This window comes from Streptomyces apocyni (assembly GCF_009739465.1).
Taxonomy (GTDB): Bacteria; Actinomycetota; Actinomycetes; order Streptomycetales; family Streptomycetaceae; genus Streptomyces; species Streptomyces apocyni.
In genome coordinates, this window is the sequence record NZ_WHOM01000040.1 from 16,929 (window position 1) to 31,739 (window position 14,811).

Annotated in this window: 17 protein-coding genes; 14 read left to right on the forward strand and 3 right to left on the reverse strand. The window is 70.9% G+C overall.

What is annotated here, in order from left to right; all coding sequences use genetic code 11:
• Nucleotides 1-41 precede the first annotated feature (41 nt).
• The 3 genes from GCN81_RS07450 to truA all read left to right on the forward strand — a co-directional run bounded on the left by GCN81_RS07450 (nt 42) and on the right by truA (nt 2,630).
• Complete coding sequence (locus GCN81_RS07450; RefSeq protein WP_016645160.1) at nt 42-1,064, forward strand: DNA-directed RNA polymerase subunit alpha; 1,023 nt, start codon at nt 42-44, stop codon at nt 1,062-1,064.
• A gap of 97 nt (nt 1,065-1,161) precedes the next feature.
• A complete protein-coding gene (rplQ, locus tag GCN81_RS07455) occupies nt 1,162-1,677 on the forward strand; it encodes a 50S ribosomal protein L17 (RefSeq protein ID WP_156722945.1) in 516 nt (171 codons plus the stop codon).
• Between the two features lie 86 nt (nt 1,678-1,763).
• Nucleotides 1,764-2,630: a tRNA pseudouridine(38-40) synthase TruA gene (truA, locus tag GCN81_RS07460; RefSeq protein WP_156722947.1), complete on the forward strand. Its 867-nt coding sequence runs from the start codon at nt 1,764-1,766 to the stop codon at nt 2,628-2,630.
• 6 nt (nt 2,631-2,636) lie between these two features.
• Here truA and GCN81_RS07465 read toward each other — a convergent pair whose 3' ends face one another.
• The gene (locus GCN81_RS07465; RefSeq protein WP_156722949.1) at nt 2,637-3,593 is read right to left on the reverse strand and encodes a hypothetical protein; all 957 of its coding nucleotides are present in this window, start codon (nt 3,591-3,593) and stop codon (nt 2,637-2,639) included.
• A 313-nt stretch (nt 3,594-3,906) separates the two neighbouring features.
• On the opposite strand from GCN81_RS07465, the gene rplM reads away from it, so the two are divergent.
• The 3 genes from rplM (at nt 3,907) to glmM (ending at nt 6,405) form a co-directional block, all read left to right on the forward strand.
• Entirely contained in the window at nt 3,907-4,350 is a 444-nt protein-coding gene (rplM, locus tag GCN81_RS07470) for a 50S ribosomal protein L13 (RefSeq protein ID WP_156722951.1), read from the forward strand.
• A gap of 46 nt (nt 4,351-4,396) precedes the next feature.
• Entirely contained in the window at nt 4,397-4,918 is a 522-nt protein-coding gene (gene rpsI, locus GCN81_RS07475; RefSeq protein ID WP_156722953.1) for a 30S ribosomal protein S9, read from the forward strand.
• A 128-nt stretch (nt 4,919-5,046) separates the two neighbouring features.
• On the forward strand, nt 5,047-6,405 hold the full coding sequence (gene glmM / locus GCN81_RS07480; protein ID WP_156722955.1) for a phosphoglucosamine mutase: 1,359 nt from the start codon (nt 5,047-5,049) through the stop codon (nt 6,403-6,405).
• 90 nt (nt 6,406-6,495) lie between these two features.
• On the opposite strand, the gene coaA is transcribed toward glmM, so the two are convergent.
• A complete protein-coding gene (gene coaA, locus GCN81_RS07485; protein WP_156722957.1) occupies nt 6,496-7,485 on the reverse strand; it encodes a type I pantothenate kinase in 990 nt (329 codons plus the stop codon).
• A gap of 134 nt (nt 7,486-7,619) precedes the next feature.
• Between coaA and GCN81_RS07490 the strand changes: the two genes are divergently transcribed.
• From GCN81_RS07490 to GCN81_RS31770, 7 genes are all read left to right on the forward strand, one after another.
• Nucleotides 7,620-7,859, forward strand: coding sequence for a hypothetical protein (locus GCN81_RS07490; RefSeq protein ID WP_156722959.1), 240 nt, complete (start codon nt 7,620-7,622; stop codon nt 7,857-7,859).
• Between the two features lie 94 nt (nt 7,860-7,953).
• Nucleotides 7,954-8,322 (forward strand): holo-ACP synthase, encoded by a 369-nt coding sequence (locus GCN81_RS07495; protein WP_156722961.1) that lies wholly within the window; start codon nt 7,954-7,956, stop codon nt 8,320-8,322.
• A 71-nt stretch (nt 8,323-8,393) separates the two neighbouring features.
• The gene (locus GCN81_RS07500; protein ID WP_156722963.1) at nt 8,394-10,022 is read left to right on the forward strand and encodes an NAD(P)H-hydrate dehydratase; all 1,629 of its coding nucleotides are present in this window, start codon (nt 8,394-8,396) and stop codon (nt 10,020-10,022) included.
• A 105-nt stretch (nt 10,023-10,127) separates the two neighbouring features.
• Entirely contained in the window at nt 10,128-11,285 is a 1,158-nt protein-coding gene (gene alr / locus GCN81_RS07505) for an alanine racemase (protein ID WP_156722965.1), read from the forward strand.
• A 22-nt stretch (nt 11,286-11,307) separates the two neighbouring features.
• Complete coding sequence (locus GCN81_RS07510; RefSeq protein WP_156722967.1) at nt 11,308-12,561, forward strand: alpha/beta fold hydrolase; 1,254 nt, start codon at nt 11,308-11,310, stop codon at nt 12,559-12,561.
• Nucleotides 12,530-13,090, forward strand: coding sequence for a tRNA (adenosine(37)-N6)-threonylcarbamoyltransferase complex ATPase subunit type 1 TsaE (tsaE, locus tag GCN81_RS07515; protein WP_156722969.1), 561 nt, complete (start codon nt 12,530-12,532; stop codon nt 13,088-13,090). Before GCN81_RS07510 ends, tsaE begins: the two co-directional genes overlap by 32 nt.
• Before the next feature lie 125 nt (nt 13,091-13,215).
• Nucleotides 13,216-13,383, forward strand: a complete 168-nt coding sequence (locus tag GCN81_RS31770; protein ID WP_197287518.1) for a hypothetical protein — start codon at nt 13,216-13,218, stop codon at nt 13,381-13,383.
• A 98-nt stretch (nt 13,384-13,481) separates the two neighbouring features.
• Here GCN81_RS31770 and GCN81_RS07520 read toward each other — a convergent pair whose 3' ends face one another.
• Complete coding sequence (locus GCN81_RS07520) at nt 13,482-14,042, reverse strand: hypothetical protein (RefSeq protein WP_156722971.1); 561 nt, start codon at nt 14,040-14,042, stop codon at nt 13,482-13,484.
• 102 nt (nt 14,043-14,144) lie between these two features.
• Between GCN81_RS07520 and tsaB the strand changes: the two genes are divergently transcribed.
• Nucleotides 14,145-14,798, forward strand: a complete 654-nt coding sequence (gene tsaB / locus GCN81_RS07525; protein ID WP_156722972.1) for a tRNA (adenosine(37)-N6)-threonylcarbamoyltransferase complex dimerization subunit type 1 TsaB — start codon at nt 14,145-14,147, stop codon at nt 14,796-14,798.
• Nucleotides 14,799-14,811 lie beyond the last annotated feature (13 nt).

Genomic DNA, 14,811 nt, shown 5'->3' on the forward strand with positions numbered 1-14,811 from the left:
GGCATCAAATAGCGGGTGCCCCTGACTGAAGGAATCCACGCATGCTGATCGCTCAGCGTCCGTCGTTGACCGAAGAGGTCGTCGACGAGTTCCGGTCCCGGTTCGTGATCGAGCCGCTGGAGCCGGGCTTCGGCTACACCCTCGGCAACTCCCTGCGCCGTACGCTCCTCTCCTCGATCCCGGGTGCGGCGGTCACGTCCATCCGTATCGACGGTGTCCTGCACGAGTTCACCACCGTGCCGGGCGTCAAGGAGGACGTCACCGACCTGATCCTCAACATCAAGCAGCTGGTCGTCTCCTCGGAGCACGACGAGCCGGTCGTGATGTACCTGCGCAAGCAGGGCCCGGGTCTGGTCACCGCCGCCGACATCGCGCCCCCGGCCGGTGTCGAGGTGCACAACCCCGACCTCGTCCTCGCCACGCTGAACGGCAAGGGCAAGCTGGAGATGGAGCTGACCGTCGAGCGCGGTCGTGGCTACGTCTCCGCCGTCCAGAACAAGCAGGTGGGCCAGGAGATCGGCCGTATCCCGGTCGACTCCATCTACTCGCCGGTGCTCAAGGTCACGTACAAGGTCGAGGCGACCCGTGTCGAGCAGCGCACCGACTTCGACAAGCTGATCGTCGACGTCGAGACCAAGCAGGCCATGCGTCCGCGTGACGCCATGGCGTCGGCCGGTAAGACCCTGGTCGAGCTGTTCGGTCTGGCCCGCGAGCTCAACATCGACGCCGAGGGCATCGACATGGGCCCGTCCCCGACGGACGCCGCCCTCGCCGCTGATCTCGCGCTGCCGATCGAGGAGCTCGAGCTCACCGTTCGCTCGTACAACTGCCTCAAGCGTGAGGGCATCCACTCCGTGGGTGAGCTCGTGGCGCGCTCCGAGGCCGACCTGCTCGACATCCGCAACTTCGGTGCGAAGTCGATCGACGAGGTCAAGATGAAGCTCAACGGCATGGGCCTGGCCCTCAAGGACAGCCCTCCCGGCTTCGACCCCACCGCCGCCGCTGACGCCTTTGGCGCCGACGACGACGCGGACGCCGGTTTCGTCGAGACCGAGCAGTACTGAGCACCGTCCAGTACTGAAAACTTCCCCGGGGCGACCGCCTCGGGGGAACTGACACCGGTACCTCACACGGCCGGTGCAGCAAAGAAGGAGAAAGACCATGCCGAAGCCCGCCAAGGGCGCCCGTATGGGCGGCAGCGCTTCGCACGAGAAGGCGATGCTGGCGAACCTCGCCAAGTCGCTGTTCGAGCACGGCCGGATCACCACCACCGAGGCCAAGGCGCGCCGTCTGCGCCCGGTCGCGGAGCGCCTGATCACCAAGGCGAAGAAGGGTGACCTTCACAACCGCCGCCAGGTGCTGGCAACCATCACCGACAAGAGCATCGTGCACACGCTCTTCACGGAGATCGGCCCGCGTTACGAGAACCGCCCGGGTGGTTACACCCGTATCACCAAGATCGGTAACCGCCGTGGCGACAACGCGCCCATGGCTGTCATCGAGCTGGTCGAGGCGCTGACCGTGCAGCAGACCGCTGTCGGTGAGGCCGAGGCCGCCACCAAGCGTTCCGCCAAGGACGCCGCTGGTGACGAGGCCGTCGCCGACCTCAAGAAGGACGAGGTCGTCGAGGACGCCAAGCCTGAGGCCGCGGCTGAGACCGAGGCCAAGGACGCCTGAGCGTTCTGAGGTCCATCGGGCGGGCCCGCATCCCTTCGGGGGTGCGGGCCCGTTCCGCTGTCTTGAGGTTTTGAGAGGATCTACGGGTGAGTGACGAAGTAGAGCCCGGATTCGTACGGGTGCGGCTGGACCTTTCCTACGACGGCAGGGACTTCTCCGGCTGGGCCAAGCAGCGCCAGGGGCAGCGCACCGTACAGGCGGAGATCGAGGACGCGCTGCGCACGGTGACGCGGTCGCAGGAGACGTACGAGCTGACGGTCGCCGGGCGTACGGACAGCGGGGTGCACGCCCGCGGGCAGGTGGCCCATGTCGATCTGCCCGCCGAGCTGTGGGCTGAGCACCGCGAGAAGCTGCTCCGCAGGCTCGCTGGGCGACTGCCGCACGATGTGCGGGTCTGGCGGGTGGCCGAGGCACCGAGCGGCTTCAACGCGCGGTTCTCGGCGATCTGGCGGCGCTACGCCTATCGCGTCACCGATCACCCCGGTGGCGTCGACCCGCTGCTGCGCGGCCACGTGCTCTGGCACGACTGGGAGCTGGACGTCGACGCGATGAACGCGGCGGCGGAGAAGCTGGTCGGGGAGCATGACTTCGCGGCGTACTGCAAGAAGCGCGAGGGAGCGACCACCATCCGTACCCTCCAGCGGCTGAGCTGGGAGCGCGGGGCGGACGGGATCATCACCGCGACCGTGAAGGCGGACGCCTTCTGCCACAACATGGTGCGCTCGCTGGTCGGCGCGATGCTGTTCGTGGGCGACGGGCACCGGCCGGTGGAGTGGCCCGCGAAGGTGCTGGCCGCGGGGGTGCGGGACTCCGCCGTCCATGTGGTGCGGCCGCATGGGCTGACCCTGGAGGAGGTCGGCTATCCCGCGGACGATCTCCTCGCGGCGCGCAACCTGGAGGCACGGAACCGGCGGACGCTGCCTGGGGCCGGGGCCGGGGCTGGGTGCTGCTGAGCGGGCTCAGGCGGTGGCGGGGGAGCGGACCGCCGCCGATGCCTGGGCCTCGCCGCGGGCCCGGATCTGCTGGAAGGCGAACAGCGCGAGGTCGTCCCCGGCGGTGAAGACCGGCTTGTCGGACGTGGTCACGTCCTTGCCGTTGGTGAAGCCGGTGATGGTGAAGTAGGCGTAGCGGCCGTAGGAGTTGGTCGTCTTACGGCAGAGCGAGGTCTCGCAGAAGGCGGGGACGCTGGCGCCGGACAGCGACCGGAGGTTGCCGCCGTCGGCCTGCTTCTTGGCCTGGAGCGCCTGCTTCTCGCTGTCGAAGACGGCGATGCCGACGGTGACCGCGATCCCGTCCTTCTGGTAGCTGGTGCGGAAGACCTGCTCGCAGTCGTTCTTGGTGAGTACGGTGCCGAGGTCACCCTGGGTGGCGTCGGCGCACTTGTCGGTGGTGTCGGTGGCGCCGCGCTGGTAGACCGTGCCGTCGTTCTTGGTGTGGTTCCCGCTCGGGAAGAGGGTGTCGGCGCTCAGCGGCGCCTTGTCCTTCTCGGCGCTCGATATGAACTCCTTGGGGTCCGGCGGGGGCGGCGGCTCGGTCTCCGCGAAGGACGGCGCGGGCGAGTCGGTGTTGCTCGGGAGCGTGGCGGACGGCGGCAGCTGCCCCGACGGCTTGTTCGCGGACGTCTCGCCGCTGTTCGCCGAGATGACGGCGAACGCGACCACGGAGCCCACGGCGGCCGTGGCCAGCGCGCCTCCACCGATCAGCAGCCACCTGCGGCGCCGGGCACGGGCCTCGGACGCCTCGGCGAGCGCCGCCCAGTCGGGCGCGGGACCGGAGGGCGGCGCGCCCTGCGGCCCGGCATACGGGTCGGGCTGCTGCGGACCCGGGTAGCCGCCGGGCGGACTCCAGCTGGGAGGTCCCGCTGGTCCGTGTTCTCCCCCTGGGCCCGACTGCGGCCCCCCTTGCCCAAAGCTCATGCGCCGCATCCTAGAGCCTGGGCCGGGAGCCGCCGCCAGGGTCGGGGGTATGCCAGGAGGCAGGTAAGATGTCCGCTGGCAGTGCCGTGAGGCATGCGCGCGTTTTGACCCGTACGGGCCAGCGCGGGTATTCTGCTAGTTCGTTATGTGTATTGGCTTTCTCATTCTCACGTGAGGGGCCCTTACACCGGCCCACCGGGCCGATGACCAGCGGCAGGACTCGGTTGCGTCACCGATGTCCGCCAGGGCTGTCGTACATCGTCCGTGGTGGCCTTGTCAGGACCCACTCACTGAAGAAGCGAAGGCTACGACCGTGCGTACGTACAGCCCCAAGCCCGGCGATGTCACTCGCCAGTGGCACATCATCGACGCGCAGGACATCGTCCTGGGCCGTCTGGCGACTACGGCAGCGAACCTCCTCCGGGGCAAGCACAAGCCGACCTATGCCCCCCACATGGACATGGGCGACTTCGTCATCATCGTCAACGCCGACAAGGTTCACCTGTCCGGCAACAAGAAGACCCAGAAGATGGCGTACCGCCACTCCGGCTACCCGGGCGGCCTCCGCTCGGTGCGCTACGACGAGCTGCTCGCCAAGAACCCCGAGAAGGCCGTCGAGAAGGCCATCAAGGGCATGATCCCCAAGAACACCCTGGGTCGTCAGATGCTCTCGAAGCTGAAGATCTACTCGGGCGACCAGCACCCGCACGCTGCCCAGCAGCCGGTGCCGTTCGAGATCACCCAGGTCGCGCAGTAATACCGGCCACAGCCCCTAAGACGTACAGAAAGATCTGAGGAGAATCGTGGCCGAGACCACCGTTGAGCAGCCGGTCGAAGAGACCGAGATCGCCGACGTCGAGCAGTACACGACCGAGTCCGAGGTGCCCCTTGAGGGCGAGTACACCTCGGAGTCGATGGCCTCCGCGTTCGGCGAGCCGCAGCCGGCCGCCGGCCTGGGCCGTCGCAAGAACGCCATCGCCCGCGTCCGGATCGTCCCGGGCACCGGCAAGTGGAAGGTCAACGGGCGCACGCTCGAGGACTACTTCCCGAACAAGGTCCACCAGCAGGAAGTCAACGAGCCCTTCAAGGTGCTCGAGCTGGACGGCCGCTACGACGTCGTCGCCCGCATCTCGGGTGGCGGCGTCTCCGGTCAGGCCGGTGCGCTCCGTCTCGGTGTCGCCCGCGCGCTGAACGAGGCCGACGTCGACAACAACCGCGGCGCCCTCAAGAAGGCCGGTTACCTCAAGCGTGACGACCGTGCGGTCGAGCGCAAGAAGGCCGGTCTCAAGAAGGCCCGTAAGGCTCCGCAGTACAGCAAGCGCTAATCGCTGGCTGCTTGGACCACTCGTTCGCCCCGGCGGCACGTTGCGTGCCGCCGGGGCGTTCGTGCTTCATTTTCGGAGCTACCCGATCGGTGTACCTCCGAGGCTTCAGACACGTTCGGAGGACATCAGTGGGACGACTCTTCGGCACGGACGGTGTGCGCGGTGTCGCCAACGCGGATCTGACGGCCGAGCTCGCGCTCGGACTCTCCGTGGCAGCGGCTCATGTACTCGTTGAGGCGGGCACGTTCGAAGGCCATCGGCCGGTCGCGGTGGTCGGGCGTGACCCGCGCGCGTCCGGGGAGTTCCTGGAGGCCGCGGTGGTCGCGGGCCTGGCCAGCGCGGGTGTGGACGTGCTGCGCGTCGGCGTGCTGCCGACCCCCGCGGTGGCGTATCTCACCGGCGCGCTCGGCGGCGACCTCGGCGTGATGCTCTCCGCGAGCCACAACGCCATGCCGGACAACGGCATCAAGTTCTTCGCCCGTGGTGGTCACAAGCTGGCCGACGAGCTGGAGAACCGCATCGAGGCCCTGTACGAGCAGCACCGCACCGGTGCGCCCTGGCAGCGCCCGACCGGTGCGGACGTCGGCCGGGTCCGCGCGTACGACGAGGGCTTCGACCAGTACATCGCGCACCTCATCGGCGTACTGCCGAACCGTCTCGACGGCCTGAAGATCGTGCTTGACGAGGCGCACGGCGCCGCGGCCCGGGTCTCGCCCGAGGCGTTCGCGCGGGCCGGGGCCGAGGTCATCACGATCGGCGCCGAGCCGGACGGCCTGAACATCAACGACGGCTGCGGCTCCACCCACCTGGGGCTGCTCAAGGCCGCCGTCGTCGAGCACGGCGCCGACCTCGGCATCGCACACGACGGCGACGCGGACCGCTGCCTGGCCGTCGACCACACCGGCGCCGAGGTCGACGGCGACCAGATCCTCGCCGTACTGGCCCTGGCGATGCGGGAGCGCGGCGCGCTGCGCGAGAACATGGTCGTCGCCACCGTCATGTCGAACCTGGGCTTCAAGCTGGCCATGGAGCGCGAGGGCGTCGACCTGATCCAGACCGCCGTCGGTGACCGGTACGTACTGGAGTCGATGAAGGAGCACGGCTACGCGCTCGGTGGCGAGCAGTCCGGGCATGTGATCATCCTCGACCACGCGACGACCGGCGACGGCACCCTGACCGGGCTGATGCTGGCGGCCCGGGTCGCGGCCACCGGGCGCACGCTCGCGGACCTGGCCTCGGTCATGGAGCAGCTGCCGCAGGTGCTGATCAACGTCCCGGACGTGGACAAGTCCCGGGTGTCGACCTCGGCGGAGCTCGCCGCGGCGGTCACCGAGGCGGAGCGGGAACTCGGTGCGACGGGGCGGGTGCTGCTGCGGCCGTCCGGTACGGAGCCGCTGGTGCGGGTGATGGTCGAGGCCGCGGATATCGAGCAGGCGCGGTCGGTGGCGGGGCGGTTGGCCGATGTGGTGAAGTCGGCGCTTGGGTAAGCCGTGTGACCTGGTGTCATGATGCTGCCCCGCCTAGGAGTTGATCCTGGGCGGGGCAGCGTTGCGTTGTGAGCGTGGCGCGATGTGGCGTCAGAGTTTGCGGAGGCTCAGGCGTTGGACCTTGTGGTCGGGGCCCTTGCGTACGACCAGTGTGGCGCGGCCGCGGGTCGGGGCGACGTTCTCCACCAGGTTGGGCTTGTTGATGGTGCGCCACATCGTGCGCGCGTAGTCGAGCGCCTCCTCCTCGGAGACCTCGGTGTGCCGGTGGAAGTACGAGTCGGGGTTCTGGAACGCCGTCTGACGGAGTTTCTTGAACCGGTTGAGATACCAGTTCTCGATGTCCTCGGCCTTGGCGTCGACGTACACGCTGAAGTCGAAGTAGTCGGCCAGACCGACTCTGGTGCGGCCGTCCTTGCCGGGCAGGGCGGGCTGTAGGACGTTCAGCCCCTCCACGATGAGGATGTCCGGGCGTCGTACGGTCAGCCGCTGGCCCGGGACGATGTCGTAGATCAGGTGGGAGTAGACCGGTGCGGTGACCTCGTCCTTGCCCGCCTTGATGTCGGCCACGAAGCGGGTGAGGGCCCGTCGGTCGTACGACTCCGGGAACCCCTTCCGTGACGTGAGCCCGCGTGCCTTGAGCTCCTTCATGGGGAGCAGGAAGCCGTCCGTGGTGACCAGCTCGACCCGGGGGTGCTCGGGCCAGCGGGCCAGCAGCGCCTGGAGGAGGCGGGCGACGGTCGACTTGCCGACCGCGACCGAGCCCGCGACGCCTATCACGAAGGGCGTGCCGTGCTGTGTTCCGTGGCCGTTGCCCGCGTCGCCGAGGAAGGTGTTCAGTGCGCCGCGCAGGCCGTCGGTCGCGCCGACGTACAGGTTGAGCAGCCGGGAGAGCGGCAGGTAGACGTCTCGTACCTCGTCGAGGTCGATGACGTCACCGAGGCCGCGCAGCCGCTCCACCTCGCTGGCGGTGAGCGGCAGCGGTGTCTTGTCGCGCAGGGCGCTCCACTCGGTGCGGGTCAGGTCGACGTAGGGCGTCGACTCCGCGCGGCGGTGGGCACTGCGGGGCGGCGAAGTGATCACCCTTCATTGTCGCGGGTGGATGAACGGCATGGCGGGTGTCGTATGTCACGCGGGTGTTGCTCTGGGCATGGACCGGGACGGGCGTAGGGGGATAGCGTCCGCGGCACCGGGGGTGTCGATCTGGAGGCCCCCGCATGTACGCGCGCGTTGTCCGTGATCTCGTCCGTCGAAAACCAGCTGGTCAGTCTCCCTCGGCGGGGTTCTCCGGAGAGGTGTGCAGCGAACTGGCGCTGGACCTTCCGGATGAGGATCTGGTCGAGGACCTGGGCGACTGCCTCGACCTGTACGAGATGGGCAGCAAGCCGCGCTGCGAGGAAGCGGAATACCTTGCCCTCGTCCAGGACGCGGTGGACCGCATAGCCCGCGGTCGCTGAACGTTCTGCCCCTCCTGCTTGGCCTGACCGTCCTGCTGGGATTCGCGCCGTAGGCTGCCCGCGTGTGCGAGTCGAGTGAGCGGAGAGCGGGCAAGTGATCATCGGGGTGGGGATCGACGTCGCGGAGATCGAGCGCTTCCGGGTGTCTATGGAGCGCACACCGGGGCTCGCGGACCGGCTTTTCGTGGAGCATGAGCTGCTGCTCCCCAGCGGTGAACGGCGCGGGGTGGCCTCGCTGGCCGCACGCTTCGCGGCCAAGGAGGCGCTGGCGAAGGCGCTGGGCGCGCCTGCGGGCCTCCTCTGGACCGACGCCGAGGTGTACGTCGAGGACAGCGGCCAGCCCCGCCTGCGGGTACGCGGCAGCGTGGCACGGCGGGCGGCGGAGCTCGGGGTGCAGGGCTGGCATGTGTCGCTGAGCCATGACGCGGGGGTGGCGTCGGCGGTGGTGGTGGCGGAGGGGTAGCTCGCGGTGGGCGCGGGTGGGGGTGAGTGTGGGTGCGGGTGTGTGTCAGTGCTGTGCGGCAGACTCGGGGCATGCGTACTGCGTACTGCGTGGAGACGGTCAGGGCCGCCGAGCGGGAGCTGATGGCGCGGGTGCCCGAGGGGACGCTGATGCGGCGGGCGGCGGCCGGGCTCGCGGTCGCCTGTGCCGAGCTGCTGGGGCGGGTGTACGGGGCCCGGGTCGTGCTGCTCGTGGGCAGCGGGGACAACGGCGGGGACGCGCTGTACGCCGGGGCGCGACTCGCGCGGCGCGGGGCGGGCGTGACGGCGGTGCTGCTCGCGCCGGAGCGTACGCACGCTGGGGGGCTGGCCGCGCTTCGGGGGGCGGGGGGTGGCGTGGTGTCCGCGGAGGGCGTGGCGGATGCGGAAGGTGCGGCGGATGCGGAAGGTGCGGCGGTCGCGGAGGCTGTGGGGGGCGTGCTGCGGCGGGCTGACCTCATTGTGGACGGGATCGTCGGGATCGGTGGGCGGGGTGGGCTGCGGCCCGGTGCCGCCCGGCTCGCCGCCCTGGTCGCGGGCGCGCGGAGTTCCGGTGCGGTCGTCGTCGCCGTGGATCTGCCCAGCGGCGTCGAGGCGGATACCGGTGAGGTGCGGGGGGACGCGGTGCGTGCGGACGCGACGGTGACCTTCGGGACGTACAAGCCGGGGCTGCTGATCGACCCCGCGCGGACGTACGCGGGCGCGGTGCGGCTGGTCGACATCGGGCTGTCGCTGCCGGATGCTCCGGATGGATCGCATGCCCCGGATGGATCGAATGCGCCGGATGGATCGAATGCGCCGGACGTTCAGGCGTTGCAGTACGCCGATGTGGCCGCCCTGCTGCCGGAGCCGGGCGCGGCGAGCGACAAGTACCGGCGGGGCGTCGTCGGTATCGCGGCGGGCTCGGCGCGCTATCCGGGTGCGGCGGTGCTCGCGGTGGCGGGCGCCGTGCGTGGTGGGGCGGGGGCTGTGCGGTACGTGGGGCCCGCGGCGGACGCGGTGCTCGCTCGCTATCCGGAGTCGCTGGTGTCGGCGGGGCCGCCGTCGAAGGCGGGGCGGGTGCAGGCGTGGGTCGTCGGGCCCGGGCTCGGTGACGACGCCGAGCGGCTGGCGGACGTGCTGGGGTGCGACGTGCCGGTGCTGGTTGACGCGGACGGGCTGCGGCTCGCCGATCCGGCGGCGGTGCGGGGCCGTCGGGCGCCTACGGTGCTGACGCCGCACGCGGGGGAGGCGGCGGCGCTGCTGGGGGTGTCGCGGGCGGAGGTCGAGGGGGCGCGGTTGGCGGCTGTGCGGGAGCTGGCGGAGGTGTATGCGGCGACGGTTCTGCTGAAGGGGGATACGACGTTGGTGGCGGAGCCCGCGGAGGGCCGTCACCGTCCGGTGCGGGTCAACCCGACGGGTACGCCGTGGCTGGCGACGGCCGGGAGCGGTGACGTGCTGTCCGGCCTCGCGGGGTCGCTGCTCGCGGCGGGGCTCGCGCCAGTGGACGCCGCGTCGGTGGGGGCGTACGTGCATGGGCTCGCGGCGCGGCATGCGGCGGCGGGCGCGGGCACGGGGGGTGGCGGTGCCGCGGGTGGTGGCGGTGCGGCGGGTGGTGTCGGTGCGGCGGTGGGTGCGCCGGTGAGCGCGCACGATGTCGCGGACGCGGTCCCCGAGGCCTGGCGCGACGTACGGCGCAGCTGAGCGTAGCCGCGTAGCCGCGTAGCCGCGGCGCCGTACGTCGGCGCGTGGTTGCCGGTGGTGGCGGCTGCGGGAGGGGCGGCGGGGGGCTCTGAGAGACTGGGCGCGATGAACGAGACATCCTTGCGCGTCCGCGCCGAGATCGATTTGGCCGCCCTGCGGGCCAATGTGCGGGCTTTGCGCGCCCGCGCGCCCCGTGCCGAGTTCATGGCCGTGGTGAAGGCGGACGCGTACGGGCACGGCATGCTGCCCTGTGCCAGGGCCGCGCTCCAGGCGGGTGCGAGCTGGGTGGGCACCGCGACCCCCGAGGAGGCGCTCGCCCTGCGTGCCGCGGGGATCGGGCCTGAGCAGGCCCGGGTGTTGTGCTGGCTGTGGACGCCCGGCGGACCCTGGCGCGAGGCGATCGAGGCCGATATCGAGGCGTCGGTGAGCGGGATGTGGGCGCTGCGCGAGGTCACGGCGGCGGCTCGCGCCCTGGGGCGTACGGCCCGAGTGCAGCTCAAGGCCGACACCGGCCTGGGCCGTAACGGCTGCCAGCCCGCGGACTGGGCGGAGCTGGTGGAGGCCGCGCTGAAGGCCGAGGCGGAGGGTTCGGTCAAGGTCACCGGCATCTGGTCGCACTATGCCTGTGCGGACGAACCCGGCCATCCCTCGATCGCCGCCCAGACGGCCGCCTTCGAGCGGGCGCTTGGCTACGCGGAGACGGCGGGCCTCCGTCCCGAGGTGCGGCATATCGCGAACTCGCCCGCGACTCTGACGCTCGCCGAGTCGCACTATGACCTGGTGCGGCCCGGCATCGCGATGTATGGCGTGTCGCCGAGCCCGGAGGTGGGCGTGCCGGAGGACTTCGGGTTGCGGCCGGTGATGACCCTTGAGGCCTCGTTGGCGTTGGTGAAGCATGTTCCGGCGGGGCATGGTGTGAGTTACGGACATCACTTCGTCACCCCGGGCGACACGACCCTCGGTCTAGTGCCCGTCGGCTACGGTGACGGACTGCCGCGCCACGCGTCCGGCCGTGGTCCGGTGCTGGTCGGCGGCAAGCTGCGGACGGCGGCGGGGCGGATCGCGATGGACCAGTTCGTTGTCGATCTGGGTGGCGATGAGCCGCGGGTGGGGGAGTCGGCCGTACTGTTCGGCCCGGGGGACCGGGGTGAGCCGACCGCCGAGGACTGGGCGCGGGCCGCGGGCACCATCGCGTACGAGATCGTGACGCGCATCGGATCGCGGGTCCCGCGCGTCTATGTGAACGAGCGCGCCGAAGGTTAACCAGCTACGAGGAGCGGGCACAGTGAGCGAGACCAGTACGGGGGACGCGATCGCTCTGGCGGGCTCGGCCGCCGACAACTGGCGCCGGGCCGGTGTCGCCGGTGTCGCGGTGGGTGTGGTCGCCGCGGGCGCGGCGGCCGGTGTCGCGGTCGAGCGGCTCACCGTCGGGCGTGACATCCGCAGGAAGGCCAGGCTCGCGCTGGACTCCACGGGCCCGTACGGCACCCTGCGCGGCACTCCCGGCAGGGCGCGGGCGGAAGACGGCACCGAGCTGCACTACGAGGTGGACGAGGTCGACCCGTCGAACGGCGTCGCGCGGCGGCGCAGGCGGTTGTTCGGGCGGAAGTCTCCGGCCCCGGTCACCGTGGTGTTCAGCCACGGGTACTGCCTCAGTCAGGACTCCTGGCACTTTCAGCGGGCCGCCCTGCGCGGTGTCGTACGCGGGGTGTACTGGGACCAGCGCAGCCACGGGCACTCGGAGCGCGGCCGCGCGCAGACCCCCGAGGATGGCAAACCGAGTGTGCCGGTCAACTTCGAGCAACTGGGCCGCGACCTCAAGGCGGTGATCGACGCGGCCGCGCCCGAGGGGCCGCTGGTGCTGGTTGGGCACTCGATGGGCGGCATGACGATGATGGCGCTGGCCGACCAGTTCCCTGAGTTCGTCCGGGACCGGGTGGTCGGGGTCGCCTTCATCGGTACGTCGTCGGGGAAGCTCGGCGAGGTCAGCTACGGCCTGCCGGCCGTGGGCGTCAACGCCGTACGGCGGGTGCTCCCCGGAGTGCTGAAGGTGCTCGGCTCGCGGGCGGAGCTGGTGGAGCGCGGTCGGCGGGCGACGGCGGATCTCTTCGCGGGCATCGTCAAGCGCTACTCGTTCGCGTCCAAGGACGTGGACCCGGCCGTCGCGCGGTTCGCGGAGCGGCTGATCGAGGCGACGCCGATCGATGTGGTCGCGGAGTTCTATCCGGCGTTCGTCGAGCACGACAAGGCGGACGCGTTGAAGCACTTCACCGGGCCCAAGTACGCGATCCCGGTGCTCGTCCTGGCCGGGGACCGGGACCTGGTCACGCCGAGCGAGCACAGTGAGGTCATCGCGGACGCGCTGCCGAACGCGGAACTGGTGATCGTGCCGGACGGCGGGCACCTGGTGATGCTGGAGCACCCGGAGGCGGTCTCGGACCGGCTGGGGGACCTGCTCGTCCGCGTGGGAGCTCTCCCGGCGGCCACTGGCGCTACCGTGACTCACTATGGAAGCACCGCACAGCCCGGCGCCCGCTGACGCCGCCACGCTCGCCGACACCTTCGGGCCCGCCGTCAACACGGCAGGGCTCACCCTTCACTCTCCCGAGGAGATGCGGGAGTTGGGGCGCCGCCTGGCGAAACTGCTGCGCCCCGGTGACCTCGTGATGCTGACCGGCGCGCTCGGAGCCGGGAAGACGACGCTGACCCGTGGGCTCGGCGAGGGTCTGGGCGTACGGGGTGCCGTCACCTCGCCGACCTTCGTGATCGCCCGGGTGCACCCCCCGCTGGGTGACGGACCGCCGCTGGTGCATGTGGACGCGTACCGGCTTGGTGGCGGTCTGGACGAGATGGAGGACCTGGACCTTGATGTCTCGCTGCCGGACTCGGTGATCGTCGTGGAGTGGGGCGAGGGCAAGGTCGAGGAACTGTCGGATGACCGGCTGCACCTGGTGATCGACCGCGCCACCGGCGACGCGGAGCATGATCACGACGACGTACGGAAGGTCACGCTGGCCGGTGTGGGCGAGCGGTGGGCGGACGCGGACCTGGCGGCGCTCGCCCTCTGAACGTTCCGACTTTCCGACAAGGCGTCGGCAAGATATTGCGCCTCTGACATCCGGCGTGTTCCTATGGTACCGAGAGCTGGTTAGGTATGCCTAACTCGCTTGCCCTCGGAGTTCAGGAGGCATTCATGCCGACGCCGGAACGTGAGACACGGCCGCAGCCGCGAGCGCTGTCGATGAGAGACCTGCTGGCGTCGTGCGCGGCCGCGAAGGCGGTGTCCACCCCGCCGCGGCCGCCGGAGCGGCGGCGTGAGGAGCCGGACACCGCGGGCCAGCGGCGAAAGGACGCCGCCTGACGCCTGGCGGCCGTCCGACACTCGGCGGTCGCCTGACGCCTGGCCGCTGTCTGATGCGCGGTCTGATGCCTGGCCGCTGTTTGATGCCTGGCGCCTGACTACGGGACCACGACCACCGTCTTGTTGATCGTGGCGAACTTCCACATCGCCCTGCCGTCCGCCCGGGCCTGCCGGACGCCGCCCGTCTGCTGTTCCGGATCGGGCGGTGGCGTGGAGCCGTCCACCGCGGCGCTGAAGCCGACCGTCACCCCGTCGACGCTCGCGAAGCGCACCACGTTCTCGATCGGTACGCCGTCGGACCCCGTGATCGAACCGGACCGCGAGGTGACCGTGTGCTCGCCGAGCGGCGGGTCGACCGTGCTCGGCGTGACCCGGTAGGTGCGCGTCACCTCGCCGTCCGCGCCGACCAGCCAGACCCGGTCGGTGCCCAGCGCGTACACCACGCGCTCGCCCGTGCCGGAGTCGGCCGGGAGCGCCTTCGGGTCCGCCTTCTCGTCCTTGGCGCCCGCGGGGGCCTTCGAGGCGCTCGCGGAGTCCTTCACCACGGGTTTGCCCAGGGTGTCGGGGACGTTCGCCGATGCCTGGTAGGCGAGGAAGCCGACCACCGCGACGGCTGCGGCGGTGAGCCCGGCCACGAATCCCGAGCTGCTGCGTGCCACCGTGCATCCACCTCTCATACGTACGTGAGTGGTGACGGTAGCAGCCACCGCCCGCCTGTTCGGGGCGCCGTGCCCCCGTCCGCCAAGCCGTAGGCTGTTCGCGTGCTCTTGCTCGCTCTGGATACCGCCACTCCCGCCGTCACCGTCGCCCTGCACGACGGCTCGTCGGCCCTCGCCGCGTCGAGTCAGGTGGACGCCCGCCGCCATGGGGAGCTGCTGCTCCCGGCCGTCGACCGGGTGCTCGCCGACGCGGGTCTCAACCTGGACGCGGTCACCGCGCTGGTCGTCGGGACCGGCCCGGGACCGTACACCGGACTGCGCGTCGGCCTGATGACGGCCACGGCCTTCGGCTCCGCGCTCGGCGTCCCCGTGTACGGACTGTGCACCCTGGACGGGCTGGCGTACGCCTCCGGGCTGGACGGCCCCTTCGCGGTCGCGACGGACGCGAGACGCAAGGAGGTCTACTGGGCGCGCTACGCCTCGGCCCGTACGAGAACCACCGAACCCGCCGTGGACCGGCCCGCCGACATCGCGGCCGAGCTCGCGGGGCTGCCGGTGGTGGGCGCGGGCGCGCTGCTGTACCCGGAGGCCTTCCCGGACGCGCGCGAACCCGAGCACGTATCGGCCGCCGCGCTCGCCTCGCTGGCCGCCGCGCGGCTGGCGGCGGGCGAGGAGCTGCCCGAGCCGCGGCCGCTGTATCTGCGCCGCCCGGACGCGCAGGTCCCCAAGAACTACAAGGTGGTCACCCCCAAGTGACCGCCGCCACCTC

Coding starts and splice junctions, on each gene's coding strand:
- GCN81_RS07450 (WP_016645160.1), top strand. CDS start 42: ATGCTGATCGCTCAGCGTCCGTCGTTGACCGAAGAGGTCGTCGACGAG.
- rplQ (WP_156722945.1), top strand. CDS start 1,162: ATGCCGAAGCCCGCCAAGGGCGCCCGTATGGGCGGCAGCGCTTCGCAC.
- GCN81_RS07465 (WP_156722949.1), bottom strand. CDS start 3,593: ATGAGCTTTGGGCAAGGGGGGCCGCAGTCGGGCCCAGGGGGAGAACAC.
- GCN81_RS07490 (WP_156722959.1), top strand. CDS start 7,620: ATGTACGCGCGCGTTGTCCGTGATCTCGTCCGTCGAAAACCAGCTGGT.
- GCN81_RS07500 (WP_156722963.1), top strand. CDS start 8,394: ATGCGTACTGCGTACTGCGTGGAGACGGTCAGGGCCGCCGAGCGGGAG.
- alr (WP_156722965.1), top strand. CDS start 10,128: ATGAACGAGACATCCTTGCGCGTCCGCGCCGAGATCGATTTGGCCGCC.
- tsaE (WP_156722969.1), top strand. CDS start 12,530: ATGGAAGCACCGCACAGCCCGGCGCCCGCTGACGCCGCCACGCTCGCC.
- GCN81_RS31770 (WP_197287518.1), top strand. CDS start 13,216: ATGCCGACGCCGGAACGTGAGACACGGCCGCAGCCGCGAGCGCTGTCG.